This window comes from Yinghuangia sp. ASG 101, from assembly GCF_021165735.1.
Taxonomy (GTDB): Bacteria; Actinomycetota; Actinomycetes; order Streptomycetales; family Streptomycetaceae; genus Yinghuangia.
On the sequence record NZ_CP088911.1, the window covers coordinates 6,902,502 to 6,928,498 of the forward strand.

At 70.3% G+C, this 25,997-nt stretch carries 21 protein-coding genes, 1 pseudogene and 3 CRISPR repeat arrays (1 of these 25 only partly in view); of the genes and pseudogenes, 12 read left to right on the plus strand and 10 right to left on the minus strand.

The features are described 5' to 3' along the window. A CRISPR array of direct repeats spans window positions 1-1,080; the repeat unit is 28 nt; unit sequence GGAACATCCCCGCGGGTGCGGGGCCGAC (it extends 1,021 nt beyond the left edge of the window). A gap of 334 nt (window positions 1,081-1,414) precedes the next feature. Beyond that, complete coding sequence (locus LO772_RS29490) at window positions 1,415-1,663, minus strand: hypothetical protein (protein WP_231775064.1); 249 nt, start codon at window positions 1,661-1,663, stop codon at window positions 1,415-1,417. After that, on the minus strand, window positions 1,660-2,010 hold the full coding sequence (locus LO772_RS29495; protein WP_231775065.1) for a DUF6247 family protein: 351 nt from the start codon (window positions 2,008-2,010) through the stop codon (window positions 1,660-1,662). Before LO772_RS29495 ends, LO772_RS29490 begins: the two co-directional genes overlap by 4 nt. Before the next feature lie 1,760 nt (window positions 2,011-3,770). After that, window positions 3,771-4,775: a CRISPR direct-repeat array (repeat unit 28 nt; unit sequence GGAACATCCCCGCGGGTGCGGGGCCGAC). Between the two features lie 164 nt (window positions 4,776-4,939). Between LO772_RS29495 and cas3 the strand changes: the two genes are divergently transcribed. The 9 genes from cas3 to cas2e all read left to right on the plus strand — a co-directional run bounded on the left by cas3 (window position 4,940) and on the right by cas2e (window position 14,494). Further along, window positions 4,940-7,807: a CRISPR-associated helicase Cas3' gene (gene cas3 / locus LO772_RS29500; protein ID WP_231775066.1), complete on the plus strand. Its 2,868-nt coding sequence runs from the start codon at window positions 4,940-4,942 to the stop codon at window positions 7,805-7,807. Between the two features lie 268 nt (window positions 7,808-8,075). Continuing rightward, window positions 8,076-9,758: a type I-E CRISPR-associated protein Cse1/CasA gene (gene casA / locus LO772_RS29505; RefSeq protein WP_231775067.1), complete on the plus strand. Its 1,683-nt coding sequence runs from the start codon at window positions 8,076-8,078 to the stop codon at window positions 9,756-9,758. Window positions 9,759-9,785: 27 nt separating this feature from the next. Then, complete coding sequence (locus LO772_RS29510; protein ID WP_231775068.1) at window positions 9,786-10,004, plus strand: hypothetical protein; 219 nt, start codon at window positions 9,786-9,788, stop codon at window positions 10,002-10,004. After that, window positions 9,950-10,381, plus strand: a complete 432-nt coding sequence (gene casB, locus LO772_RS29515; protein ID WP_231775069.1) for a type I-E CRISPR-associated protein Cse2/CasB — start codon at window positions 9,950-9,952, stop codon at window positions 10,379-10,381. Before LO772_RS29510 ends, casB begins: the two co-directional genes overlap by 55 nt. A gap of 79 nt (window positions 10,382-10,460) precedes the next feature. Then, window positions 10,461-11,609: a type I-E CRISPR-associated protein Cas7/Cse4/CasC gene (gene cas7e / locus LO772_RS29520; RefSeq protein ID WP_231775070.1), complete on the plus strand. Its 1,149-nt coding sequence runs from the start codon at window positions 10,461-10,463 to the stop codon at window positions 11,607-11,609. Further along, window positions 11,606-12,415, plus strand: a complete 810-nt coding sequence (cas5e, locus tag LO772_RS29525) for a type I-E CRISPR-associated protein Cas5/CasD (RefSeq protein WP_231775071.1) — start codon at window positions 11,606-11,608, stop codon at window positions 12,413-12,415. The genes cas7e and cas5e overlap by 4 nt, the downstream gene beginning before the upstream one ends. Before the next feature lie 7 nt (window positions 12,416-12,422). After that, window positions 12,423-13,199: a type I-E CRISPR-associated protein Cas6/Cse3/CasE gene (gene cas6e / locus LO772_RS29530; protein ID WP_231775072.1), complete on the plus strand. Its 777-nt coding sequence runs from the start codon at window positions 12,423-12,425 to the stop codon at window positions 13,197-13,199. 3 nt (window positions 13,200-13,202) lie between these two features. Next, on the plus strand, window positions 13,203-14,219 hold the full coding sequence (cas1e, locus tag LO772_RS29535; RefSeq protein ID WP_231775073.1) for a type I-E CRISPR-associated endonuclease Cas1e: 1,017 nt from the start codon (window positions 13,203-13,205) through the stop codon (window positions 14,217-14,219). Next, a complete protein-coding gene (cas2e, locus tag LO772_RS29540; protein WP_231775074.1) occupies window positions 14,216-14,494 on the plus strand; it encodes a type I-E CRISPR-associated endoribonuclease Cas2e in 279 nt (92 codons plus the stop codon). The genes cas1e and cas2e overlap by 4 nt, the downstream gene beginning before the upstream one ends. A gap of 87 nt (window positions 14,495-14,581) precedes the next feature. Continuing rightward, window positions 14,582-16,134: direct repeats of the CRISPR family, unit length 28 nt; unit sequence GTCGGCCCCGCGCCTGCGGGGATGTTCC. A gap of 264 nt (window positions 16,135-16,398) precedes the next feature. Here cas2e and LO772_RS29545 read toward each other — a convergent pair. The 3 genes from LO772_RS29545 to LO772_RS29555 form a co-directional block, all read right to left on the minus strand. Continuing rightward, window positions 16,399-16,842, minus strand: coding sequence for an ATP-binding protein (locus LO772_RS29545; RefSeq protein WP_231775075.1), 444 nt, complete (start codon window positions 16,840-16,842; stop codon window positions 16,399-16,401). 201 nt (window positions 16,843-17,043) lie between these two features. Then, window positions 17,044-17,517 carry a hypothetical protein gene (locus LO772_RS29550; protein ID WP_231775076.1) on the minus strand — a complete coding sequence of 158 codons (474 nt, stop codon included), beginning with the start codon at window positions 17,515-17,517 and terminating at the stop codon, window positions 17,044-17,046. Window positions 17,518-17,846: 329 nt separating this feature from the next. Then, complete coding sequence (locus tag LO772_RS29555; protein WP_231775077.1) at window positions 17,847-18,047, minus strand: hypothetical protein; 201 nt, start codon at window positions 18,045-18,047, stop codon at window positions 17,847-17,849. On the opposite strand from LO772_RS29555, the pseudogene LO772_RS36450 reads away from it, so the two are divergent. The 3 genes and pseudogenes from LO772_RS36450 to LO772_RS29565 form a co-directional block, all read left to right on the plus strand. Continuing rightward, window positions 18,033-18,242: pseudogene (locus LO772_RS36450) on the plus strand (helix-turn-helix domain-containing protein); the annotation flags it as partial. The gene LO772_RS29555 and the pseudogene LO772_RS36450 overlap by 15 nt on opposite strands. Before the next feature lie 183 nt (window positions 18,243-18,425). Next, on the plus strand, window positions 18,426-19,409 hold the full coding sequence (locus LO772_RS29560) for a hypothetical protein (RefSeq protein ID WP_231775078.1): 984 nt from the start codon (window positions 18,426-18,428) through the stop codon (window positions 19,407-19,409). A gap of 33 nt (window positions 19,410-19,442) precedes the next feature. After that, the gene (locus LO772_RS29565; RefSeq protein WP_231775079.1) at window positions 19,443-20,189 is read left to right on the plus strand and encodes an MBL fold metallo-hydrolase; all 747 of its coding nucleotides are present in this window, start codon (window positions 19,443-19,445) and stop codon (window positions 20,187-20,189) included. A gap of 107 nt (window positions 20,190-20,296) precedes the next feature. On the opposite strand, the gene LO772_RS29570 is transcribed toward LO772_RS29565, so the two are convergent. From LO772_RS29570 to LO772_RS29590, 5 genes are all read right to left on the minus strand, one after another. Then, window positions 20,297-21,451, minus strand: a complete 1,155-nt coding sequence (locus tag LO772_RS29570) for a hypothetical protein (protein ID WP_231775080.1) — start codon at window positions 21,449-21,451, stop codon at window positions 20,297-20,299. Further along, window positions 21,448-22,299: a hypothetical protein gene (locus tag LO772_RS29575; protein ID WP_231775081.1), complete on the minus strand. Its 852-nt coding sequence runs from the start codon at window positions 22,297-22,299 to the stop codon at window positions 21,448-21,450. Before LO772_RS29575 ends, LO772_RS29570 begins: the two co-directional genes overlap by 4 nt. 585 nt (window positions 22,300-22,884) lie before the next feature. Further along, window positions 22,885-23,472: a hypothetical protein gene (locus tag LO772_RS29580; RefSeq protein WP_231775082.1), complete on the minus strand. Its 588-nt coding sequence runs from the start codon at window positions 23,470-23,472 to the stop codon at window positions 22,885-22,887. Window positions 23,473-23,509: 37 nt separating this feature from the next. Continuing rightward, entirely contained in the window at window positions 23,510-24,715 is a 1,206-nt protein-coding gene (locus LO772_RS29585) for a DnaB-like helicase N-terminal domain-containing protein (protein ID WP_331717356.1), read from the minus strand. A 31-nt stretch (window positions 24,716-24,746) separates the two neighbouring features. After that, window positions 24,747-25,685 carry a hypothetical protein gene (locus tag LO772_RS29590; RefSeq protein WP_231775084.1) on the minus strand — a complete coding sequence of 313 codons (939 nt, stop codon included), beginning with the start codon at window positions 25,683-25,685 and terminating at the stop codon, window positions 24,747-24,749. Window positions 25,686-25,997: the final 312 nt, after the last annotated feature.

Here is a 25,997-nt window from a genome sequence, read left to right on the forward strand (position 1 = left end):
CCGGAGCCGGAAGTAGGAACATCCCCGCGGGTGCGGGGCCGACTGGCCGTGCCGGAGGCTGTGCGTCGACGTGGCCGGAACATCCCCGCGGGTGCGGGGCCGACTGGGGACAACGGCCTCGGCCATGGCGAACCTCCGGAACATCCCCGCGGGTGCGGGGCCGACGATGGGGACGGCTTGGGCGGCGTGGGCGTCGGCGGAACATCCCCGCGGGTGCGGGGCCGACGCCGGGCAGCCCAAGCCCCCGCGCTGCTGGGCCGGAACATCCCCGCGGGTGCGGGGCCGACTTCGGCGCGGTGACGGCGCTGGAGTCGGTGGACGGAACATCCCCGCGGGTGCGGGGCCGACGTCGTCGCCAACGAGCTGCACAGCCGCCTGACCGGAACATCCCCGCGGGTGCGGGGCCGACTTCCACACCGCGCCGGTGGCGTACCGCGCCGAGGGAACATCCCCGCGGGTGCGGGGCCGACGCGACATCCAGGTAATCGGCGGCGGCGAGCAGAGGAACATCCCCGCGGGTGCGGGGCCGACACGCCATGGGCGTCCGGGACCGCCTCGAATGCCGGAACATCCCCGCGGGTGCGGGGCCGACCTGGCTGCCGCAGTCGCCTCGGGGCGGCGTCGTGGAACATCCCCGCGGGTGCGGGGCCGACTCGTCCACAACGCCCGGTGCCCGCTGGTCGTCGGGAACATCCCCGCGGGTGCGGGGCCGACTCCTCGGCGGCGTCGTCCAGTTCGGCGATGTGGGGAACATCCCCGCGGGTGCGGGGCCGACCGCATCATCGACGACCACCGCGCGCTGCTCGTGGGAACATCCCCGCGGGTGCGGGGCCGACTCGGTGAAGACGCGGTCGGTAAGGCCGTCGCCGGGAACATCCCCGCGGGTGCGGGGCCGACTTGATCGTCGAGCCCGGCGCCTTCCGGACCGCGGGAACATCCCCGCGGGTGCGGGGCCGACGCGACGTTCGCCGCCCTGGGCGGTGCCGCCGCGGGAACATCCCCGCGGGTGCGGGGCCGACGCGTGGGGGCCGCCGCCGGCGTCCGTGCGGCCCGGAACATCCCCGCGGGTGCGGGGCCGACGCTTCCTCACCTGCGGTTTTTGCGGCGTGCGGCCTCGATTTCATTCACTGGGTTTGGCTTCTCTTCGCTTCGGGGCAGGGGAAGCGGCGCTTCGCGGGCGTTCCCGGTGCGGGGCTCCAGGCTGCGCCTCGTCTGTCTCTGATGTGGAGGGTGGGGCATGGAGCAGCATATGGCGGGTGGCAAAGATGCGGCCGTAGAGGCGCAGTTACGGAGCTTAGGCATTTCCACAGGTCAGATGCCATATGTCGCACGAACGGACGCGTGTTTAAGGGGAGTTCGTCCCGACTGATCTTGCGCTGGCTCGGCGGGCGAGCGCGCTTCGTCGAAGTGACTGTCAGGGTTTCGGGGTGAGCTGGCGGATGTAGACGCATTCGCTGCGTGGGATGACCAGGTAGACGAACATCCCGCCGTCAACGGTCCTGGTGGCTCCGCGGGGGTTGGGGCCGGTGAAGGCGGTCCCGTCGCCGTATAGGGCGGACGCGGCGCGGGTCAACTCGTCCGCGACTTCCTCGACTTGGGCGATGAACGCCTCAGGTGCTCCGTCCGCAAGGTCGTCGGGGTCGTACTCCCAGCTCCAACTCACTCACCGACTGTATCGAGCGCGGCACGGTAGATGTCGCCGGAAACTCGAACAGCCCGCCTGCGGACTTCTGGGTCGTCGCTGAGGGTGTCGATCTGCTCGGCGTGGCGGTAGCGGTAGCTGGTGTCCGGGTGCCGTTCGATCTCGACGATCGCCGCCCAGTGCCGCAGCCACGCGTGCACCGGCCATAGCGCCCCGAGTTCGACGGCCTTGTCGGTCGCCTCATCCTGGGACCGGTCAAACTCCGGGATCCAGGAGGGGGCGAGCGCCGCCAACGCCGATCGCAGAGCCTCTGCCGTTCGCTCCGGTCGCGGCATTACTGCCACGGGGTGCTCAACCTGCGCGCTCACAGTGGTCTCCTCCCTCATTTTGCGGGGGGCGGCCCGCCGATGGCCGCCCCCAGTATTGCGTGCGGACAGAGCCGAGGCCACGAAGAGGCGGCCGGAGCCCGACGCTCGTGGCGACCGCGCCGGAACATCCCCGCGGCTACGGGGCTGACGGCGTCTGCGGGCAGACCAGCACACAGAGCACGGGAACATCCCCGCGAGTGCGGGGCCGACGGGGCGGTGCCCTTGGACAGGGCGTACACGATTGGAACATCCCCGCAGGTGCGGGGCCGACCTTACCAGCGGGTTACCCAGCGTTTCATGGACTGGACCATCCCTGTAGGCACGGGGCCGACGAACTCGTGCCGACGCTCCAGCGTCGCCTCCAGGGAACGTCCCCGCAGGTGTTGGCCGACCCGCACGGTGCGCCGAGGCTGAGCGCAGCAGGGAACGTCCCTGCGGGTGCGGGGCCGACCGACAACCACGATCGCGAATGCGACCGAGGTGAGGATCATCGCGCCGGGTGCGGGGCCAACAGCAACGGGGAAGTGCGCGCGACCAAGCTGGGAACATCCCCGCGTGTGCTGGGCCGACAACCTGTGAGTCTTCTTCGGATCGTCGTGCAGCGGAACATCCCCGCGGGTGCGGGGCACTCGCCCACCCGCATCAATTCGCGGAGGACGCCAGGAACATCCCCGCAGGTGCGGGGCCGACCAGGTCGTCCACGCGCCGGACGAGGACGCGCAGGGAACATCCCCGCAGGTGCGGGGCCGACTGGCACCGGCCCCGGCCGACCCGTCCGCGTAGCGGAACATCCCCGCAGGTGTGGGGCCGACGGATGGCGGCAGTTCTTCGCGGGTGGCCCGTCGGGAACATCCCCGCGGGTGCGGGGCCGCCCCGAGGAGCTGCGGTGGCATCGGGGGCGCGAACGGAACATCCCCGCGGGTGCGGGGCCGACGCATCGAGGAACGCCGACATGTTGGCGCGGCCCGGAACATCCCCGCGGGGGCGAGGCGGACCGTGCGAAACAGGTCGACGCCCGGAAACGCGGCGGAACATCCCTGCGGGTGCGGGGCCGACGCGAGGAGTTGGTAGGCCTTCCGCCCGGTGATGGGAACATCCCTGCGGGTGCGGGGCCGACGACCTGGATCTGCTGGAGACGGACCGCGTCGAGGGAACATCCCCGCGGGTGCGGGGCCGACATCGACAAGACCGGCAACCCCGGCCCGCGGCGGCGGAACATCCCCGCGGGCGCGGGGCCGACTGGTACCCGGGCGCGTTTCGGCCGTCGTCGCGAGGAACATCCCCGCGGGTGCGGGGCCGACCGGCTGTGCACGGTGAATCCCTAGTCCACGGTAGGAACATCCCCGCGGGTGCGGGGCCGACGACCACGGCGGCACCATCGAGCTGGAGGTCCCCGGAACATCCCCGCGGGTGCGGGGCCGACGGTCCCCGGGGCCCGCGCTTTGTGCGTCCAATTGGAACATCCCCGCGGGTGCGGGGCCGACCAATCGAGGACGCGGACCGAATCCCGGACGGCGGGAACATCCCCGCGGGTGCGGGGCCGACGGGCATTCGCGGACCAGGGCATCACGGCGGGAAGGAACATCCCCGCGGGTGCGGGGCCGACGCGGCAGACCCGTACTTGTCGCGCAGATCGGCCGGAACATCCCCGCGGGTGCGGGGCCGACCCAATCCACGCCGCGACCTGGCCCGTCGGGGCCGGAACATCCCCGCGGTGCGGGGCCGACTGAGGCCGCAGCGCCGATCGCATCGAACGCGGGGGAACATCCCCGCGGGTGCGGGGCCGACTGTCAGGCATTCCATGAGATGGGCGAGCGTCCAGGAACATCCCCGCGGGTGCGGGGCCGACGCGCGCCGCGGCGGCGTCGACGTCACCATCTCCGGAACATCCCCGCGGGTGCGGGGCCGACTCAGAGTTGGATGCCGCCGCCCCGAAGGTCCAGGGAACATCCCCGCGGGTGCGGGGCCGACCTCCCACGCGTTGTTCCACACACCCTTCACGGCGGAACATCCCCGCGGGTGCGGGGCCGACGGGTCGTAGCCGACGCCGGTGAAGAAATCCGCCGGAACATCCCCGCGGGTGCGGGGCCGACCTCGGTCGCGGCGAGGGTTGCGTGGTCGGCGCGGGAACATCCCCGCGGGTGCGGGGCCGACCGTTCCGCGGGCAAGCGCACCTACCCGGTGACGGGAACATCCCCGCGGGTGCGGGGCCGACCTTTGTAGCGGCGGTCCTTGGCCATGCGGACGGGAACATCCCCGCGGGTGCGGGGCCGACACTTGCAGTTCGACGAGGTTGGCGCCGCTGACGCGAACATCCCCGCGGGTGCGGGGCCGACACCGCCGCGGCCCCGACCCGTACACCGAGCTGTGGAACATCCCCGCGGGTGCGGGGCCGACACGCGAAGGCCCCGACCACCGTCAACTCGTTCGCGAACATCCCCGCGGGTGCGGGGCCGACACCGTCGGGGCGACGGGGAGCGCGGCGTACGCGGAAACATCCCCGCGGGTGCGGGGCCGACACCCTTGCCGTGCCGCGGTCGGGCGTACGTCCGCGAACATCCCCGCGGGTGCGGGGCCGACACTTGGCGTACACCTTGTCGGGCAGGCTGTCGCCGAACATCCCCGCGGGTGCGGGGCCGACACCCGCTCACCGCCCGCCTGATCCAGGACACCGGCCGAACATCCCCGCGGGTGCGGGGCCGACACTTCTTCTTCGCGCACCCCAGGGCGATCGCGGCGAACATCCCCGCGGGTGCGGGGCCGACACACTTCCTCACCTGCGGTTTTTGCGGCGTTCGGCCTCGATTTCATTTACTGGGATTTGGGTCTTCATCTTTGCTTCGGGATCGGGAGGGACGGCGCTTCGGGGGCGTTGTCGGTGCGGGTCTCTAGGCTGCGCCTCGTCTGTCTCTGTTGTGGAGGGTGGCGCGTGGAGCAGCATACGGCGGGTGGCGAAGACGCCGTCGTGGTGGCGCAGTTAGGTGCGTTATGGGGTAAATCGAAGCAGAAGGCCGGGGGTACGACGAATCTGTTGTTGTCGCATCTGCTCGACACGGCGGCCGTCGCGGAGTTGATGTGGGAGCGTTTCCTGGCTCCTTCGACGCGCGGGTTGCTTGAACGGCTCGCGGGTGGGGGCGGCCGAGGTCGGCGGTTATTCGTGTGGTTGTGCGGTGTGCACGACTGCGGGAAGGCGACCCCGGCGTTCCAACGGATGGACGCCGACGGCGCGCAAGCAGTGCGAGCGGTGGGGTTGTCCTGGCGTGAGTCGGTGATCGCAGGGATGCGACACGGGTGGCGGCACGACCGGGCGGGTGGGAAGCTGATCCGCGACGTGCTGCGCGAAGTGGGTTGGCAGGACGAACATGTGGAGTGGGTCTGGCCGTTGGTCGCCGGGCACCACGGGCTGTTTCCGTCCGCAGGAGATCTGCGCGAGCCGAAGAAGGCCGCAGGGCAGTTGCAGGGCAAGGGAGCCTGGCCGCAGGCGCAGCGCGGGCTGTTGAGCGCCTTCACCCATGAGATCGGCGCCGGGAGCCTGGCCGACTTGCAGCCGGTTGTCGTGCCGACGCGGGCGGAGCAGCTGTTTCTCAGTGGGCTGGTGGTCATGGCCGACTGGATTGCCAGCGACGAGAAGCATTTCCAGGGTGTCGACGCGTTGGAGAAGGTGTCCTTGGCGGGCGCCCGTGTGCGTGCGGAAGCGGCGTGGGCGGAGCTGGGGCTGCGTGGTGGTTGGGGCGGCCGGGAGTTGCCGGGTCGGGACGTGTTCCTTGAGCGGTTCGGGGAGGAGCCGCGTCCTTCGCAGCGCATGGTGATCGATGCTGCGCGAGCGATGGCGGCCCCGGGGCTGATGGTCGTCGATGCCCCGATGGGGGAGGGGAAGACGAAGGCGGCGCTGGCGGCAGCGGAGGTGTTGGCGGCGCGGTTCGGCGCGGACGGGGTGTTCGTCGGGATGCCGACGCAGGCCACCAGTGATCCGATGTTCGATCAGGTCCGTGCCTGGGTGAAGACGATCGATCCGGAACTGGCGTCGCAGGTGGCGCTGTTGCACGGCAAGCGCATGTTCAACAAGACATGGAAAGCGCTCCTTGAGGCGGCGGGGAGCGAGCCGGACGGCCGGTTCGGCAGCGTGGACGAGTACGGGTGCTGCGACGACGCGTACGGGATGGCGTCTGGCGGCGCTCCGGTTCCGGAGCGGCAGGCGCCGGCGGAGTGGTTCCTGGGGCGGCACCGCGGGCTGCTGTGTCCGTTCGTCGTCGGGACGATCGACCAGTTGCTGTTCGCGGCGACGCGTACGAAGCATGTGATGCTGCGTATGGCGGGGTTGGCGGGCAAGGTCGTGATCCTTGACGAGGTGCATGCGGCCGACGTCTACATGTCGCAGTTCCTCAAGGAGGGGTTGCGGTGGCTGGGACAGGCTCGCGTCCCGGTGGTGCTGCTGTCGGCGACCCTCGCGCCGGCGCAGCGTGAGGACTTGGTCCGGGCGTACCTGGCGGGGGCGGAAGGCGCCGATGCGGCGGCGCGAGTTGCGGTGCCGCAGCCTCGGGGGTACCCGTGTGTGACGGCGGCGTGGCCGGGGGCCGAGGTTCGTGTTGAGCACTGCGAGTCGTGGCGTGACGACCTGGCCGTACGCGTCGAAGTCCTGCCGGAAACGATGCCGACTACGGTTGCGGACGCCGTCGCGGTGCGCCGAGCGGCAGATGCTGCGGTGGCGGATCTGCTGGATGCGCGTCTGAGTGATGGTGGTTGCGCGTTGGTGATCCGGAACACCGTCGATCGTGCCCAGACCCTCTTCGACGTGTTGCGTACGCGCTTCGGCGCCGACGAAGTACGACTGCTGCACGGGCGCTTGACGGTGCAGCAACGTGCGGAACGGACAGCTGAATGCCTGACGTTGCTCGGGCCGCAGAACGATGAGCATCCGCGTCCGGCCCGGCTGATCGTCGTGGCCACGCAGTTGGCGGAACAGTCGTTCGACGTCGACGCCGACCTGTTGGTGACGGATCTGACCACGGTCGACCTGCTGTTGCAGCGCATCGGCCGGATGCACCGGCACACGGGGGTGCGCCGGCCGTCGCTGTTGCGTCAGCCGACGGTGGTGGTCACCGGTATGACAGCGCCCCAAACGGATGTCGCGCCGACGTTCGTGTACGGGAGCGAGGGTATTTACGGCCGGTACCTCCTGCTGCGGACGGCTGCGGTGGTGGCCGAGGCCGATGGCAGGATGTGGCAAGTCCCGTCCCAGGTGCCGGAGTTGGTGAGCACGGTGTATGCGCCCGGCGCCGACGTGGTGTCGGCCGCCTGGCGCGACGCGGAGCACTCGGCACGACAGGAGTGGGACGAGAAGCAGCGCGATCGGGCCGACAGCGCGGGGACATTCTTGCTGTCTCGGCCCGACGAGCACGACGCGCCGACGCTGGAGGGGCTCCACTACGCCGGTGCCGTGGGCAGCGGCGACACCGACCTGAACGCCGCCGTCCGGGATGGGGACAGAACGCTGGAGGTCATTCTCATTCGTGACCATGACAGCGGGTTCGCGACCTTGGCGGGTCGTCGACTCACAGCGAATGGCGACGTCGCCCCCGAATTGCTGGACGAGGTGCTCGGCGGAACCGTGCGGCTGTCGCAGCGGCTGAGCAAGTCTGCGGAAAAGGACCTCGTTCCGTTGCCTGCCTGGATCGGACACTCATGGCTGCGCCACAGTCGTGCGCTGGTGCTCGATGCGGAGGGACGCGCCGACGTCGGCGGCATCTGCGTGCGCTACGACGATGAACTCGGTGTGGTCGAGGAGCGGTTGACGTGAGGCGGGCGACCGGCTGATTCGCGGGCCGTCGTGGTCCGGGCCGCGCCGAAGCGCGGCCCGGACGTTCCCCGCGGGTGCGGGGCCGACGGTCAGCCCGCAGGTGACCGGAAACCCAACCAGGGGCCATCCCCGTGACGACGAGCGTTTGCGTGCTCGTCCGGGGCGTCGCCGAGAAGTTTGCCAATTCCCGCACATGGTCCGCCAACCGCGTGTCAGGATCGAGCCCGGGAACCGCGAAGCTTAAACCTAACTACTTGGGGGATTTGGCATGCCGTCGTTCAACCTGGTCGACGAGCCATGGCTGCGCGCGGACTCGTATTCTCCGCCGGAGGCGGGGAGTGAGGGCCAAACGTCGGTTCAGGGCCGACCCGAGCGCTCCCTCCGCGAACTGCTTCTGGACGCCCACCGCTTCGTCGGGATCAGCGTCGAGACGCCGACCATGGTTCCTGCGGTGTTGCGCCAGGTCCTGTTGCCCGTGGTTGTCGACGCGCTGGGACGTCCGAAGGATGCCGCAGACTGGCGCCGCCGTTTCCGGCAGGGGCAGTTCGGCTCTGAGGAGCAAGACCGGCTGAACGCCTATCTGGACGAACACCGGCACCGCTTCGACTTGTTCGACCCCGCGGTGCCGTTTGGGCAGGTCGCCGACCTGCACACCGCGAAAGGCGAGACGAAGGGCGCCGCGCTGCTGGTGGCGACTGCGGCCACGGGCAACAACGTGCCTTTGTTCGCCTGCCGTAGTGAGGGTGACACGTTGGCGCTGACGCCGGCCGAGGCGTCGCGATGGCTGGTCCATGCGCAGTGCTGGGACACCGCCGCGATCAAGACCGGCGTGGTCGGTGACCCGAAAGCGAAGGCCGGGAAGACGACGGGAAACCCGACTGGTCCGCTGGGTCAGCTCGGGGTGGTCGTCCCGATGGGGCGGACCCTCTACGAGACTCTTCTGCTGAACATTCCCCTCCGCGCGGGCAACACCCCGGGTGACAAGCCCCAGTGGAGGCGGGACGCCCACGGCCCGGGGTGGGACCAACGCCGCGCCGCAGGGCTGTTGGACCTGTGGACGTGGCAGTCCCGCCGCATCCGCCTCTTCCCCGAGGAGACCGCGGACGGGGTCCGGGTCACTCGCGTGCTCATCGCGGCGGGCGACCGGCTCAGCGAGGTACCGGAGTGCGAACCCCACACCACCTGGACGTTGCCCGCCGCCGGCAAGTCCAAGGGCGGGGCCGCGCCTGTGTTGCGCCGCGCTCGGCGTCACCAACCGGGCAAGGCCGCGTGGCGTGGCCTGGAGGCGTTGCTGGCCATCGATCTCGCGTCGTTTGATCCGACGTCCAAAAAGGACGGCTTCGCCACGACCCTCCTGCTGGACCAGTTGCGCGGCTTCCTCGATCTCCCGCACGACTACCCCTTGCAGCTCGACCTGACCGGCATCGCGTACGGAAACCAGTCGGCGGTCGTCGACGACATCATCCACGACGCCATCCCCCTGCCCTTGCTGGCGCTGCCCGCCGACTCCGAGGTGCACGCGACGCTGCTCGCGGTCGCCGACCAAGCCGAGCAACTCGCCCGCGCCGTCAACAACTTGTCCGCCGATCTGCGGCGCGCGGCCGGTGCCGAGCCCATCCCCTGGGACCAGGGCCACCGCCCCGGGGAATTGGTCCTGCACGCTCTCGACCCGGTCGTGCGGCGCCTCCTCGTCGGTGTCCGTGACGCAGGTGACGACGAGGACCTGCTCGAACGCGGCTGTCTCGCGTGGGAGCAACTCGCGTGGCGGAAAACCCGCCAGGTCGCCGAGCACGTCATCCGCACCGCCGCCCCGAGCACATTCGCCGGGCGAAAGGTCCAGCAGGGCGGCAAGGAACTCACGTATCGCCTGGGGACGGCCGAGACGAACTTCCGCCGTCGGCTGCGCGAGATCCTGCCGCGCGCAGCAGGCGCCCGGACCGCGTCCTCCTGACCCGCACTTCGACCAAGGACTTCGCGTATGTCTGACACCGAACAGTCCGAACGCTATTGGAACCGCTTCGCCGGCCCGGACGGAAAATGGTGCCGGCACCCCGTCACCAGAATCGTCGGCCCGCCTCCGGGCGAGGAACTGGCCGCGCTGCGCACCGGGTTGTCCGCACCGCCCGGCGCGGCCATGAGGCTGTGGCCGTTCTGTGTGTCCCCCACGAACGATGCCTTGGCCCGGCGCCCGGGCTGATCAGCGCGGAGCAGAAGGCCGAGCACGCCGCGCTCGCGCTGTACGGGCTGCACCAGCAGTCGCAGAAGAACCCCATGCACAAGCCGGGGGTGTCGGTCGGCGCCGCCCTGCGGACCCTGCGGGGGAGCGGCGAGTACAGCGAGGCCGCCCTCGACCGGCGGGTGAACGCCGCGGCGACCGCCACCAGCACCGCCGCCCTGCTCAAGCGCCTGCGCGGCCTGGTGACCCAACTGCGGGGCGAAGGCATCGGGTGGGACTACGACCTCCTGCTCCGCGACCTGGTGGCCTTCGACCACCCCGCGCGCCGCTCGTCCGTGCGCCGCGGCTGGGGCGCGGCCTACTACGGCTGGCGCGGCACACCGGCTGACGCCGCGTAACCCGCGCCTACGAACTTCCGCCCGGCCGTCACACGGTCGGGCACGGCAACCTCCCATCGACGAAAGACCGGAGTCACCCATGACCGTCGACCGCCGCGCGTACCTGGACGTCCACGTCATCCAGACCGTGCCGCCGGCCAACCTGAACCGCGACGACCAGGGCAACCCGAAGGAGGCCTACTTCGGCGGCGTGCGCCGAGCGCGGGTGTCCTCCCAGGCGTGGAAACGCGCGACGCGCACCGAACTCGCTTCACACGTCCCTGAGTTGGAGCGGGGTACGCGTACCAAGCGCATCGCCGCCGAACTCGCGTCGCGGCTGGGACGCACCGGCGTGGACGGCGAACAGGCCCAGCGGCTGGCGTCGTTCCTCCTCGCCCCGCTCGGCATCAAGGCGGGCAAGAAGGCGGGCGACACGGCGTACCTGCTCTTCTACGGCCACCGCCAACTGGAGGACGTCGTCGACCTGGTCGCGCACCGCGCCCCGGAGCTGGCCGCACTCGACGACGACGCCCTGACCACCGCCGTGAAGGACTTGGCGGTGGTGGACAAGCTCAAGACCGGCCACCCGATGGAGGTGGCGCTGTTCGGGCGGATGGTCGCCGACATCGCCTCGCTGAACGTCGACGCGTCGGTGCAGGTCGCCCACGCGCTGTCCACGCACCCGGTCGAGCTCGAATTCGACTACTACACCGCCGTCGACGACCAGAACCTCGCGGACGAGACCGGCGCCGGGATGATCGGCGACATCGGCTTCAACTCCGCCACCCTCTACCGCTACGCGACCGTCGGGCTGCACCAGTTGCACGCCAACCTCACCGACACCGACGCGGCGCTCACCGCGGCGGCGGCGTTCGTGCGGGACTTCGCCCGCAGCATGCCCACCGGCTACCAGAACGCGTTCGCGCACCGCACGCTGCCGAGCATGGTTGCGGTGATGGTCCGCACCGAACAGCCCGTCAACCTGGTCTCGGCGTTCGAGGAACCGGTCACCGTCACCGACGGCATCGCCGCCGCGTCCGCGGTCCGCCTGGCGGAGGAGTACCAGCGGATCACGAACGCGTGGGGCGGCGCACCGGTCCACACCGCCGTTTGCCACACCTTCGACGAGAAGTCCCCCGCAGCCGGCCGCATCCGCGAAATCCTCGGCGCCGCAAGCCCGTTCCCGCAACTGACCGAGGGCCTGGCGGGACCGCTGGCCGCGGCGATGGGATGGGACCGCACCGCATGACCACCCCGCCCACCGGCGGCGGACGCGCGGTCCTGCTGCTGCGCCTCGCCGGCCCGCTGCAATCCTGGGGTGACCGCAGCGCGTTCAACCGCCGCGAGACCCGCCCCGAACCGACCAAGTCCGGCGTCATCGGCCTGCTCGCCGCTGCCCAGGGCCGCGCCCGCGAAGACGACATCACCGACCTGCTGCAGGTACGGCTCGGCGTACGCGTCGACCAACCCGGCACCCTGCTACGGGACTTCCACACCGTCTCCGACTACCGCGGCCGACCGCTCCTCCAAGCCGGCGTCTCCGCCAAGGGAGTTCAGAAGCCGACCTCACCCGCCAAGAACACCCACGTCACCCAGCGGTTCTACCTCCAAGACGCCGTCTTCCTCGTCGCCGTCGAAGGCCCCGAAGCACTGGTCACCGCCTTGCACGACGCCGTCCGCAACCCCGCGTTCCCGCTCGCGCTCGGCCGCCGCTCCTGCGTCCCGACACAACCCCTGGCACTGAAGCCGCACACCGGCGACCTGGACACCGCCCTACGCGAAACACCGTGGCAGGCCTCCGAACACGCCCGAAGCCTCCACTGCCGCCGCACCGGCACGCGCCCCGCGCGGATCGACCTGGCCGCGACCGTCGACGACCCGGACGGCAACGACGTCCTCGCCGACGTACCACAGTCCTTCGACCCCCGCCGCAGGGCCTTCACCAACCGCACCGTGCGGCACACCTGGCTGTCGGTCCCCACCGACATCCCCAACCCCGACCCGCCGGACGACACCGACGCCGGCCACGACCCGTTCGTCCTGCTGGGCTGGTGACCACGCCATGACCTACCTCTCCCGCATCCGCATCAACCCCCTGCGCGCCGACAGCCGCAAACTCCTCGCCAACCCCCGCGCCATGCACGGCATGGTCACCGGCGGCGTCGCCGACCGGCCGCTGGACGAACGCGTGCTGTGGCGCCTCGACACCGACAACCCCCGGCGCCCGCAGCTGTACGTCCTCACCCAGTCCAAGCCCGACTGGACGCACGCCGTCGAGTCCGCCGGATGGCCCGACGCCGACGGCGACCACGCACTCGTCCGCGACTACACACCCCTCCTCGCCCAGCTCGCCGTCGGACGCAGGTTCGCCTTCCGCCTCACCGCCAACCCCGTCCAAAACACCCGCACCCCCCAGAAACCGTCACCGGGCCAGCAAGCCCACAGGGACGCCGACCCGCGGGGCCGTTCCTTCCGCATCGGCCACCGCACCGCCACCGCGCAGATGCGATGGTTCCTGGACCACACCGACCGCTGGGGATTCACCATCCCCGACTCCCGCACCGACCAACCGGCCCCCGGCCTCGAACCAGCCGCCCCAGCAGACGGAAAACCCCTCGCCCCCAAGGAAGTTCGCATCACCGACCGGCAACGCAAGACCTTCACCAAAGGCGGCGACAAACCCGTCGTCCTCCACACCGCCACCTTCGAAGGCGTCCTCCGGATCACCGACACGGACACCTTCACCACCCGGCTCCTCCACGGCATCGGCCCGGCCAAGGCGTACGGCTGCGGACTGCTCACCCTCGCCCCACTGCACCGCTCGGCCACCGAAAGCTGACCCATGGCGGACATCTGGTGGAAAGCCCACCCCCACGACCTGCACCGCCTCACCGACCGCGTGTCCAGCCTCTACGTCGAGCGCAGCCACATCGACCGCGACGACAACGCCATCGTCATCATCAACAAACGCGAAACCGTCCGCGTCCCCGCCGCCATGATCGCGGTCATGCTCCTCGGCCCCGGCACCCGCAGCACCCACGCCGCCATCGCCCTGCTCGCCGACTCCGGCACCGCCGTGTGCTGGGTCGGCGAACGCGGCGTACGGCTCTACGCGGCCGGCCTCGGCCCCGCCCGCGGCGCCGGACTCCTCCACCGCCAAGCCTGGCTCGTCACCCGCCCCCGTGAACGTCTTGGCGTCGCCCGCGCCATGTACGGCATGCGCTTCCCCGGCGAAGACGTATCCGGCATGACCATGCAACAACTCCGCGGACGCGAAGGCGTCCGCTTCCGCAAGCTCTACAAACACCACTCCCAACGCACCGGCGTCCCCTGGACCGGCCGCGAATACCGCCCCGGCGACCCCCACGCCGCCGGCGACGACGTCAACCGCCTGTTCTCCGCAGCCAACGCCGCCCTGTACGGCATCTGCCACGCCGTCATCGTCGGCCTCGGAGCCAGCCCCGGCCTGGGCTTCGTCCACACCGGATCCGCGACGTCCTTCGTCATGGACATCGCCGACCTCTACAAAGCCGACTACAGCCTCCCCCTCGCCTTCGACCTCGCCGCCCAAGGCCTCACCCAGGAACGCGACGCCCGACTCGGCCTGCGCGACCTCATCACCAAAGACAAGCTCCTCGGCCGCATCGTCGACGACGTCAAGACCCTGCTCAACCCCGAAAACGCCGAACTCACCGACACCGAAACCCACGAACTCTGGGACGAACAAACCGGATCCGTACCCAGCGGCGCCAACTACGGCTCACAACCCCGCGACCCCCTGGACGCCGCAGCGGACCAGCACATCACCATCATCGGCCCCGAACTCGACCCACCACCAAACACCGGAACCGACGCATGACCGTCATCATCCTCATCGCAGCCCCCGAAGGACTCCGCGGGCACCTCACCCGCTGGATGGTCGAAGTCAACGCCGGCGTCTTCGTCGGCAACCCCAGCCGCCGCGTCCGAGACCGCCTCTGGGAAACCCTCGCCACCCGCATCGGCGACGGCCAAGCCGTCCTCGTCGAACCCGCGACCAACGAACAAGGCTGGGCCGTACGCACCGCAGGCCGCGACCGCTGGCAACCCACCGACTACGACGGACTCATCCTCTCCGCCCGACGCCGAGGATGAACCCACCAACACCCCGGGCGGCAGAGGAGCACGGACCAAGTGAATGAAAACAGCCCCATCACGCGGTAAACCCGCAGGTGAAGAAGTGTCGGCCCCGCGCCTGCGGGGATGTTCCCGTCCGGTCGCGGAAGAGCCGGGGGTCGAAACTGTCGGCCCCGCGCCTGCGGGGATGTTCCCCGCGGGGCGCCGCACGGCCGTTCGGTGCGCCCGTCGGCCCCGCGCCTGCGGGGATGTTCCCTCCTCCGGGAGGCCGGTCTGGCGCAGGCCGACGTCGGCCCCGCGCCTGCGGGGATGTTCCCTGTCAGAAATCTCCTGGTCCGCGGCATGCTCGGTCGGCCCCGCGCCTGCGGGGATGTTCCCGTGAGTACGCCCCCGGCACGTTGCGCCGCAAGGTCGGCCCCGCGCCTGCGGGGATGTTCCCTTCTGCCCCGTCACGAGTTTGGGACCGGGCCGGTCGGCCCCGCGCCTGCGGGGATGTTCCCGGGCAGGCCGGCCCGGCGTGGTTCCTCCGGGCGTCGGCCCCGCGCCTGCGGGGATGTTCCTCGCTCTCGGCCGACGACGAGTTCTGCGATTTCGTCGGCCCCGCGCCTGCGGGGATGTTCCCGTCGGGTAGCGGACGGCCTTCAGCCGCGAGTAGTCGGCCCCGCGCCTGCGGGGATGTTCCGGCGGTGGGTCGTGGCGGACGTCGTGGAAGTCGGTCGGCCCCGCGCCTGCGGGGATGTTCCCGCGTGGCAGTACTTCCAGGCCACCGCCGATGTGTCGGCCCCGCGCCTGCGGGGATGTTCCATCTGATCATGGGCTTCACCGCGCTGTTCGAACGTCGGCCCCGCGCCTGCGGGGATGTTCCGTTCGCGCTGGAGGGGCTTTCCGAGGCGCTGGCGTCGGCCCCGCGCCTGCGGGGATGTTCCCCCGATCCGGGCGATCCGCGAGGTCAGCCACGAGTCGGCCCCGCGCCTGCGGGGATGTTCCCGCCGCAGCGACTTCGACGAGATGGTCTCCCGCGTCGGCCCCGCGCCTGCGGGGATGTTCCCGGCCCTTGGCCGCGGGCTTCGGCGAGACGTTGGTCGGCCCCGCGCCTGCGGGGATGTTCCGGGGCGGCGAGCGATACGCCGTCTCTCTCAGGCGTCGGCCCCGCGCCTGCGGGGATGTTCCGGGCAGTCACAGCACCGGGCTTGAGGAGACCGCGTCGGCCCCGCGCCTGCGGGGATGTTCCCAGAGTTTTCCAAGAGCCCGGACCGGGGGAGCCGTCGGCCCCGCGCCTGCGGGGATGTTCCCCCGATCGAGCAGGACATGTTGGACGCGCTGCTGTCGGCCCCGCGCCTGCGGGGATGTTCCGGCGTCGCGCACCGACGGCCGGACGCCGCGGACGTCGGCCCCGCGCCTGCGGGGATGTTCCGGACTACGACATCCCCGCCTCCTCCCCCGAGGAGTCGGCCCCGCGCCTGCGGGGATGTTCCCCACGAGGTCTGGGCGGAGCGCCCGACCGCCCAGTCGGCCCCGCGCCTGCGGGGATGTTCCGACCGCGTTCGACACCGCGAAGACCGGAGTCGGGTCGGCCCCGCGCCTGCGGGGATGTTCCGCCCCCGTGCTTGAGGGTGAGTTGCTGGAGGAGGTCGGCTCCGCGCCTGCGGGGATGTTCCCGTGTTCGCGGTCGGCATCGATGTGGGCGGCCTGTTGGCCCTGTGTTTGCGGGGCCGTTCCGCGCCTCGCGATGCTCCTGTGCACGGTCAAGCTGTCGGCCCCGCGCCTGCGGGGATGTTCCGGACGAGATCACGGCGGCCGGGTACGAGCTGGCGTCGGGCCCGCGCTTGCGGGATGTTCCGATGATCTGTTACCCAGCGCGTTGATCGCAGGCCTCTGGCTGCCTGAGCGGTGGCGTGTTGGGATGCCAGTGCCGGGTGCGGTCATGGTTTGTGTCTATGTTGGCGCGGAATGCGAAAAGCGGCGCATACGGCCTTGCCGTCTTGGGTGGGTTGGACGAACCACATCTCCGCCAATGCGGTGAGCAGGTGGAGGCCACGGCCGCTCTCGCTCATTGGAGTGGGCGGTTTGGGGTTCACTTGTGTGATGTCCGGCAGGGGGTCACAGACCCGGGCCACGGCGTGGCGCGGGTGGACTTCGATGATCAAGCGCAGTGGGCCGGGTGTGTGTTCGACGGCGTTGACGACGAGTTCGTTGACGCCGAGCACGATGTCGTCCAGCTGCTCTGGGGAACGGCTGCGGTAGGCGTCCTCAACTGCCCGTCTGGCGACAGCGGTTGGTCTGGCGCAGGTGGTCAACGGGACGGTCAGATGCTGGAGGGGGTAGGTGAAGCGGGTCGGGAGCAGGGTATTCGGGGACGGTGGCATCGTCTGATTCCCTCGTGCTTGGAACGGGCGCGCTTGGGCCGGGGCGGGGTGCGGCTGTTTTCACGGTGGTGGAGTTGCGGTGCGCCGAGCTCCGGTGCGAATGCTGATCCATGGGTGCTTCGTTCGCGCACGGCACCGCGCTCGTCGGTGAACTTCAGTGCCACCGAGCGGATTGGGTGCGGGGGTGCCGTACGGCCTGGGTCACGCGCGGGGTGAGTGAGTCGTGTGTGGTTGCGCGCGTGAGTGCCTGCACGTTTGCAGGACTTCGCCGAGGCGCTGGTGGTGGCGTGAGGCGGCGGCGGTGTCGAGCATGAATGTGGTGATGAGCAGCTGGGGCTGGTGAGGGTCCTGTGTACGGAAACGGACCGGGTTGCGCAGCACCGAGAACGCGAACGGCTTCTCGTCGGCCGGGTCCATCAAGGACACCTCGATGTGGACGGGGCCTTCCACGGGGCGCAGTCTCGGGTTGTACGTGTCGGCGAGTGCGTCCGCGACGTCCGTCAGCACTGCGAGTTGGTCGCGTACGTTGCCCAGCGGCGCCGCGTGGTCTTGGGCGAGTGTCACCAGGAGGTGGCGTTGCTGGGTGCGGGAGAGCGCGCGGTACCGGGCGCGGAGGATCTGCGCGTAAGCGTCGAGCACCGGTGCGGGGCCGGGCTGTGGGGGGAGCGGGATCACAGGGGTGTTCCTTGGCTGCGGTTGGTGGCGTTCAAGGGTTCGGCGGGGTCCCGTGGGGCGCATGGCGGATCACGGCGTCGCCCCGGTGCCTCGGGCACGGGTCCGGCGTCCGGTGAGGCGCCAAGCAATGCGCGCGCACCTGATGTCCGTTCGCCGGTGTTGCGGTGACCATCGAGGTGCCTCCACACGTTGCCGGGAGCGGGTCGGTTCGCCCGGGTCATAAGCGTGTCTGCATCGTCACCGCCGGCCACAGGTGATCAATGGATACGTTTTCCACGGCCACCGGACGGCCGCTGACCTGCGTGTTGGCGGAGGAACACTGGTGGATTTCACGACAGACCGTCGAAATCTCGTCCGTTGGTGGTCTTGATCCAGGCCGGGGCCGGGGTGAACCTGGTGGCCCACTCGCGATCGGAGGCGACATGCCGCGACCACCCGCCAATCGGGCCACCCTTGGTCAACTGCGCCGGGATATGGAGGCCGAGGGTTGCTCGTTGGCCGACATCGCGCGCGAGATGCAGCGTGTCCATGGCTTACGCCCACGTGAAGCGCACCGGCATGCCCGCGGCTGGAGCCAGGAGGATGCCGCAGCCGCGTACAACACGGTTGAGGGCTCGGGGACGTCCCCGATGTCCGCCGCGCGCATCAGCGCCTACGAGCGGTGGCCCGCGAGTGGCGAGCGTCCTTCTCCGCGTGTTTTGGCGGTCCTTGCCGACGCTTACGACGTTGAGGTCCGCGACCTGGTGGACTTTCGAGACATACAGCAAACGCCGCCGGGTGACCGCCAGTTGCTCGACCGGCTCGCCGTGTCCAGCCCGGACCCGCCTCCGGCGGAACCCTCCGCCCCGCCCCCGGCGACGACGGCACCGCCACGCTTGCCACTCACAGAACCGGACGAGACGCAACTCATGGAAAGCGCACGGCAGTCCGCCGACTTCGCGGCACGCGCCGGGACCACCAACGTCAACGCGACGGTGCTCGAACAACTCGACGCCGATCTCGAATCGATCGCCCGCCGCTACCTCACCCAGCCCCTTGTGCCGCTCCTCGCCGACATGATCCGCGTACGGAACAAAGCCTGGGAACTCCTCGAAGGCCGCCAACACCCAGCCCAGACACGCCACTTGTACATCGCTGCCGGAAAGGCCTGCGGCTTGCTCGCCTCGGCGAGCAACGACCTCGGACAGTACGACGCCGCCGACACCCACGCCCGCACCGCGTCACTGTGCGCCGACCTCGCCGGACACGACAAACTGCGTGCCTGGGTCGCCAACACCCGCTCCGTCGTCGCGTTTTGGCGCGGCCAGCCCCAACGCGCCGCCGAATATGCCGAACGCGCCGCGCACTTCGCCGGGCAGGGCATCGAACGCGTCCGTGCCCACGCGTACGGCGCCCGCGCCCGTGCTCGCCTCGGCGACGCCCCCGGCGCCCGCGCGGAGATCGCCGCCGGGGTACGGGCCCGCCACGAAGCCGACGACGCGCACGACTACATCGGTATGTTCGCCTTCCCTCTCGCCAATCAACAGCGCTGCGCCGGAAGCGCGTTGGTCTGGCTCGGCGAACCCGAGGACGGGATCATCCACCTTGACGACGCCCTCACCGGCTACGGCCGCGAAGACTCGTATGCCCACGTCGCCGTCACCCAACTCGACCTCGTCCGCGCACGGCTGCACCTCGGCGACCTCGACGGTGCCCGCACCACGATCGCCCCCGTCCTCGCGCTCCCCGAGGAACTCCGCCTCGCCGGCGTCTCCCGCCGCACCGCGGGCATCCAACGCCTTCTCACCGGCCCTGCGTTCGACCGCCGACCGGCAGCGCTCGCACTCGCTGAGCAGGTCGAGGACTTCCTCGAACGCAACGCCGCCCGCGCCCTGCCCGGTCCGCACGCCTGACCCTGACCCCCTCCTTCCGACGAACGGACAGCCATGACCGCGCCGATGACCGTCACCGTGCTCGGCTGTGCGACGCCGTACCCGCGACCGGGGGAACCCTGCTCCGGCTACCTCGTCCAAGCCGACGGCGCCACCGTGTGGATCGACGCTGGCAGCGGGACTCTTGCCGCCCTGCAAACCCAAATCGATGTCACGGACGTCGACGCCGTCTGGATCAGCCATCTGCATCCGGACCACAGCTCGGACCTGTTGAACGCATGGAACCTGTACGTCAACGCAGACAACCCGCCCCGCCCCGTCGTCGCCGGACCACCAGGATGGACGGCGAACGCCGACGCGTTCCTCGGCCGCCCCGGAGCCATGCACGAAGTCTTCGACACCGTCGACCTCGAGGACGGCCACCGCCTCACCGTCCGCTGTCTGACGCTGACGGCATACCGAACGCGGCACGGCGTCCCGACGTACGGCGTCCGGATCACCGCCCCCGACGGCGCGGTGCTCGCCTACTCCGCAGACTCCGCGCCCTGCGACGCACTGACCGAACTCGCCCGCGACGCCGACCTGCTCATCATCGAGACCGGCGCCACCAACGGACACCCCGGCCACTGCACCCCCGAGGACGCAGCCAAGACAGCCACCGCCGCAGGCGCCCGCCGTATCCTGCTCACCCACCTCGCCGACGGATTGTCGCGCGATGAGGCATTCGCTCGCGCAGCCGCTCTGTGCAACAGGCCACTTGACGTCGCTGAGGCCGGTTGGCGGAACACAGTCCGACCCTGACGACTCCGGCCGAGGGGAGCGGCGCGTGGAGGTCGGCGATAAACGCGGCTTTACGTTCCCGGCTGCGGCGAAGGCGCCGGTCGAACATGCTGTCGAAGTTGGGCGGTTCAGGCTTTCGTCGCGTGGGCGCGGGAGATGGTCTTCAGCGGATTGCGGCGGCGAGAGTCGTGCTGGTCGACGTAGCGGTTGAACGCGGTTGAGTCGTCGTTCCAGTTGCCGTGGCGTTTGATGTCGAGAGGGTCGGCGCCGGCGTCGAGGGCGGTCTTGACCAGGCCGTGGCGCAGGGAGTGGGAGCTGGGGCCACCGCCCTCTCCGGCGCGTTTGAAGTTGCGTTTGAGGATGTCGGTGACGGCGTCGACGGTGAGGCGACCGTCGGGGTCGCCGATGGGTTTGCCGTTGCGGGTCATCTGAACGGCGACGCGGCCGGACTTGGTGATGCGGCGGAACAGCGGGCCGGACGGGTGTCCGCGGGCGGTGAGTGCGGCCGCGAGGTCTTCGACGGCGTGGGCCGAGCACAGGTTCGGATCGTTCGCGTAGTAGATGTCGATGTCCTGCCATTCGCGGTTCTTCACGCGCCAGATGTGAACGGTGTAACCGATCCGGACGCGGGTGTGGTCGTCAAGGAGTGGGCTGAACGAGCCGGGCCAGTCGAGCCGGACCAGGTCGCTGCCGCGGGAGGCCACATCGTGGCCGAGCAGTTTGACCGCGGCGTCGCGTTTGCCGGCCAGAGTGCTGCGGTCGATGTCGGCGACCACGCGGGCCAGCACGGTGCGGTCGGCTGGGTGGGCGTGGCTGGTTTGTGCGGCAGGGTCGCGGGCGTCGGCGAGTTCGGCTCGGTACCCCTCGATGACCTTGCGAGCGGGTTTGGTGTCGGGAGGTTGGTGTCCGGCGTAACGGTGGCAGGCGCGGATCGCGGACAGCATGTGCGCGAGCGTGGAGGGCTTGTACCGCTTCCGCGTGGCCTTCGCGCCTTTCCCGACGGTGTACGTGGAGCGGGTCAGGTGAGAGGTGTAGTGGGCGACGGTCTGCCACGTCGCGGGCAGCGCGCGGCGGCCGTGCCGATCGCACCAGGCGGCGAACTGCTCCATCACCCGTTCGTAGGACTCGCGGGTGTTGGGCGGGATGCCCTTGGCGATGTCCTCCAGCACCTCGGGCGGCAGCCAGGTGTTCGGGTCGAACGCGGGCACAACCGCCAGGTCCGCACTCGGCCTCGGCTCCGCGAGGTCCACCAGTTCGGCGTCGTACATCTCCGCGTCACTCACGTCCGGCCCTTCCCGGCGCGGTCGACGGGTGTACGGAATCCCGTGTGGTGGGTGCGGGGACGTGATGACGCGCCCTGGTTCTTGCGGGCGGTGAGGACGGGACCGAAGCCGACCCACGATGCGGTGAGCGAGCATGGTGCCCGTCCGCTGAGTTCGGTGGCCTTGAGCACGCGGCGGCGGAGGGCTTCGCGTCGCTTGTCCGGTGTGCGGACGTCGGCGAGTTGCGGATGCAGTTGGCATTCGTGGACATGCGGCCGTGGTGGGGCGGCTTCGTTCGACCAGCCCGGTGTCGACGGAAGGTGCAGGGCTGGTTCGCTCACGTGATCTCCCGGCTGTACGGGCGCAGTCCGAAGGCGTCGCGGATGGTGACGATCTCGGGCGGCTCGTCGGGTGGGACCTGTATGGCGCAGGTGTGCGACCGCGACCCACTGCATGTGGTGGACCACGGTCTCGGCCATGGCCGCGCGGTTACCGGTCGTGGGGGACAGAGCGAGGGCCTGGAGAAGGCCGGAATAGTCGTAGACACCTTCCCCCAGGACCATCCCGCGTTGCCGCACCGTCTGAGCCAGGCGGAGCAGGTCGTCACGGCGGGCGTCGTCCAGGTCGGTGGCACCGGTACGTCGCAGCTCGGCGAGGGCGGGCCCAGTCTCGTGTGCTCCGGTCCACAGTGCCGCGGCGCACTCGACGACCAACTCACGGTCGAACTCGGCGCCAGCCTCGTCACGTTGTGCCTGCCTGGCCAGGCGCTGTTCCGCGCGGTTCAGCCGGAACGTGGCGTATGCCGTGGTCCAGCCGACCACGGCCCCGCCCACGGCGCCCGCGAACGCGCCGACCAGAACCTCCGTCATCGCCACGTGCGTTCCCCCTGTGTCCCACCAGCGGCACCCGCTGCGAGGTGCTTGCCTCGCAAGCTACTCCGGCCACGTATTGCTCCGGATAAGGGATGTTATCCGGAGCAATACGGGACCGCGATTGCCGTATACGGCGACGACGGCGCTGGTGCAGCACGACGGCTCGTCGGCGTTCTCCGGATAGGCAAGCCCACCAGTTCTGCGGGCTCAGGGCCGGGGGAGAAGCCGACGGCGTGGACGAGGACGTCCTGGTCACGGGCGAGGTGGGGAGCGTGTCAACCTGTGCCCGACCCAAGGTCGAGGAGGCATCGGCCGTTGAGGTCGCCGGGGATTCGGTGCCGGGGCCGGAACAAACCCCAGTTGATGCCGCCCGCCTCCTGAGTGGGCGTTGCTCGCTCACTATGTCGGTCCCCATAGGCCGACCAAGCTTCTGCGTTTACCGAGTCCGGCGATTCATCGAAGCTCATCATCCGTGAAAGGGAGCCATAAAGCGCGAAATTGGCACCGCGGTCCGGGCGCCAGGCAAGAACCCAGCGGCGTCGAGCGCGTATCAATGTCCTGGGGCCACTGGCGCCGGGCTGGTTACAGCAGGCGTGCCGACCGCGAGGCGGTGGCGGAAGCGGCTGGGGGTGGTTTCTTCGCGCCTACGGGGGTGATGCCGCGAACGCGCTTGATCGGTCGAGGATAGGTATAGCCGTGGTCGGCAACGGTCTGGCGCAGTCGATTGCTTGCTTCGACGAGGACGCGGTGCGTGCGGGCCAGGTTGCGGTGGATTTGCTCGTGGAGGTCGCGTGGTGGCTGGTCGCCGCTTCTGGGGTTGTCCTGAGCGGAGTAGTGGGTGCCCGCGAGGGCGAGGGCTGTTGACAGGTAGTGCAGCGCGTCGGTGGTTTCGGCTGCGGTGTGGGTGAGGATCGCGGTGGTGTGCTGCCCTGGTTCGGTGTGGCCTTGGAAGCCGGCGCGTACCTGGGCTTCGTCGGCGATCTGGGCGATGAGTTCGGCGAGGCGGCTGGTGATGAATGCGAGGTCGAACGCGCTGGGGGCTGCAGGGAAGGCGGTGACGCCGGGTGGGGCTTCGATGCGGTGTTCTTTGAGGCGGCGGCGGATCTGGTCGAGGGCGTCGGCGATGTGCAGCGGATCTCGGTGGTAATGGCGGTGCGTGTATTCGGGCATGACATTCCTTCAGGGCCGGGCGACAAGGCGAGGGCGGTCATCGCCGTGCGTGGGGGCTTGTCGGGGTGGTGATGAGGACGGCGGGTGGGTTTTGGTTGGGGCCGCGTTGGTTCGGCCGGTTGCGGGCTGCCGGCCCGGGGTCCCCGGCGGCGGCGCCCCACCGCCGCCGGGTGAGAACGACGGGGTGGAGGAGCCGGCGGGCGGCGGCGACCAGATCGTGGGGATGGTGGCGTTGCGGTGCGGCCAGGGCCGCGGTGGCGCGTGCGGCATGGTGAGCGTGACGAAGGAGGCCGCGTCGCAAGACTTGTCGGGCTGCGTACGGGACGGCGGAGCCGCAGCCGTGGTTGAGGAGGCTGCGGATGCTGTCGGCGTCGAGTCCGTTGTCGTTGAGGTTGTCGTTGCGGTGGGCTTCCCAGGTTGCGGTGATGTGGTCGACGGGGTCGCCGCGGTGGCGGAGTTCGCGCATGTGGGTGTACAGCGCGGCGTGCTCGCGGCGGATGAAGTCGTCGGCGCTGAACCAGCTTTCGATGTTGTCGAGTTGTTCCGGGTCAGCCGCGATGCCGCGTAGGACCGTTTCCTCCTCGGTGAGCGCGGCCATATCGGTGGTCGTGCTGATGTGTTCGGGCGCCGCGTAGCGCCCGGGAGAGGGCGGCCGGGTGGTCGTTCGGTTGCCGAAGCGGCGGTCGGTGCGTAGGCGGTCGAGGCCGGCGTGGAGTGCGTCCAAGTGGCGGAGGGTCTCGGTGATGCCGCCGTGTTCGATGTCGGTTCGGGCGACTTGGCCGAGGCGGACGGCGTGTTCGCGGATGCTGCGGTTGGCGGAGGCTTCGGCGACGATGCGTGCGTACGGGGCGGCGTGCTCAGGGTGTGGGCAGGCCGAGATGAGGGTGTGCGCGTAGACGGCGGTGATCCCGGCGGCGTGTGCTTCGGTGCGGGTGATGGTGTCGAGAAGGCGTGCGGCGGTCAGCCCGCGTGATGGCGCGCCGGGTATCGGGCTGCGGCAGATGGCTCGGTACAGGGCTGCGTGCGCGGGCCGGTAGAAGTCGCTCTCGGTGACGATGGCACGAACGTCAGCGAGCCGTTCGGGGGCCAGCAACAAGGCCCCCAGGACCGCTTGTTCGGCGGTGATGACAGGGTCGATCGCTGCTCCGGCAGTGGGGCGGTCCGCCGGGCCGGCGGTTTCCGCAGGGCTCGGCGGGCAGACGGTGGGGATGGTTGAGGGACAAGACCGCTTGGTGCTACTGATCCATGCGGCTGGTGGCGCGCTTGCCCAGTCTTCAGCGGTGGTGTCGCGTGGTCGGCGGGGGGACGGGGCCTGCCGACCTGGCGGTTGGCGTTTGTGTGACCGCCGTGTTGTTCGGCGGGTCGATGCGGTGGTCGACGCGGTAGCCGAGTGCGGTCAGTGCTTGGTTGGCGTGGGCGGCGTATCCGGGCAGGGCGGCGGGGACGGTGCCGTACGGGGTGCGCATCCAAGGGGCGTCGTGGGGCAGCGCGACGAGGCGCATGCCGACGCGGGCGAGGGCGTGTGCGGCGGTGGTATCGCAGTTTTCGGCGGTGACGACTCCGGTTTCCCGGGTGCGGAGCACGATGGCGCCGTCGTGCGGCAGTTCGACGGTGGGGACGTCCTGGCGGTGGATCTCGGTGCGGATGGCGCCGACCTCCCGTCGGGCACGGGCGGTCACGTCCGCGTGGTCGAGCACCTGACCGGAGCGGGTCACGGCCGGCGAGATCAGGTGAAGGGTGTGCTGGGTGCGTACGGCGATCCAGTCGCATTCGTACGCCGGGGGACGATGCCCATACAGCGCGGCGTCGAAGACGCGGCCCGTGAGCAGGCGCAGTTCGTTGTTGCGGAAGAACGCGTCGGGGTTGTTGTTTTCGCGGGTGGGCAGGTCGATGCGGGCGTGCCACGGCCGGATCGACGGCCCCGCGTCGGTTGTGTCTGGCTTGCGGTAGAGGTTGAACGGACTCCACGGGCGGCTCGGCGATCGGGTGTTCGCGGCGCCGCGTTCGAGGTAACGGTCGAGCACGGCGGCGGTGCGCAGCAGGGCGGCCGTCGACTGGTCGTTGACGATCCCGGGGCCGCTGACCCGGACGAAGATCATTTGCGGGTGGTCCGCGGCGGACTTGAAGCTGCCCGAGGCGCGGGAGTCGAGACGGTACAGATGGGTGAGCAGCGCGGTGATCGTGGCGTGCTGTTGATCGGTGCGAAGGTGCATGGGGCTCCCGAAGGATGCGGGGCGGAGACGGATCGAGGGGTGCCGGACTGCGCCTGAGGGGCGGGGCCGCGTACGAGCGGGGCGGTGGCGCGGATGCTCGCGCGTACGGTGCGCGGGATGAACGGCACTGCGGAAGCGTGGGGCGACTGGAGGTAGTCGTACACGCCCCTGAGCAGGCCGGTTCGGCAAGTCAGCAGGGCTACCGGCCCTGGGCGCCCTCATCGTTGGCGTTCCCGAGGATCGACTGGCCACGCGCGGGGGTGGCGGAGCCGGACGACAAGGCTCGTTCGGCGATCGGTAGGTGCTCGCCGG

What these genes read in the sequence shown, in the direction of transcription:
- casA (WP_231775067.1), top strand. Translation starts at nt 8,076, where the DNA reads ATGCCGTCGTTCAACCTGGTCGACGAGCCATGGCTGCGCGCGGACTCG.
- LO772_RS29510 (WP_231775068.1), top strand. Translation starts at nt 9,786, where the DNA reads ATGTCTGACACCGAACAGTCCGAACGCTATTGGAACCGCTTCGCCGGC.
- cas7e (WP_231775070.1), top strand. Translation starts at nt 10,461, where the DNA reads ATGACCGTCGACCGCCGCGCGTACCTGGACGTCCACGTCATCCAGACC.
- cas5e (WP_231775071.1), top strand. Translation starts at nt 11,606, where the DNA reads ATGACCACCCCGCCCACCGGCGGCGGACGCGCGGTCCTGCTGCTGCGC.
- cas6e (WP_231775072.1), top strand. Translation starts at nt 12,423, where the DNA reads ATGACCTACCTCTCCCGCATCCGCATCAACCCCCTGCGCGCCGACAGC.
- cas1e (WP_231775073.1), top strand. Translation starts at nt 13,203, where the DNA reads ATGGCGGACATCTGGTGGAAAGCCCACCCCCACGACCTGCACCGCCTC.
- cas2e (WP_231775074.1), top strand. Translation starts at nt 14,216, where the DNA reads ATGACCGTCATCATCCTCATCGCAGCCCCCGAAGGACTCCGCGGGCAC.
- LO772_RS29545 (WP_231775075.1), bottom strand. Translation starts at nt 16,842, where the DNA reads ATGCCACCGTCCCCGAATACCCTGCTCCCGACCCGCTTCACCTACCCC.
- LO772_RS29555 (WP_231775077.1), bottom strand. Translation starts at nt 18,047, where the DNA reads ATGGACACGCTGCATCTCGCGCGCGATGTCGGCCAACGAGCAACCCTC.
- LO772_RS29560 (WP_231775078.1), top strand. Translation starts at nt 18,426, where the DNA reads ATGGAAAGCGCACGGCAGTCCGCCGACTTCGCGGCACGCGCCGGGACC.
- LO772_RS29565 (WP_231775079.1), top strand. Translation starts at nt 19,443, where the DNA reads ATGACCGCGCCGATGACCGTCACCGTGCTCGGCTGTGCGACGCCGTAC.
- LO772_RS29575 (WP_231775081.1), bottom strand. Translation starts at nt 22,299, where the DNA reads ATGACGGAGGTTCTGGTCGGCGCGTTCGCGGGCGCCGTGGGCGGGGCC.
- LO772_RS29580 (WP_231775082.1), bottom strand. Translation starts at nt 23,472, where the DNA reads ATGCCCGAATACACGCACCGCCATTACCACCGAGATCCGCTGCACATC.
- LO772_RS29590 (WP_231775084.1), bottom strand. Translation starts at nt 25,685, where the DNA reads ATGCACCTTCGCACCGATCAACAGCACGCCACGATCACCGCGCTGCTC.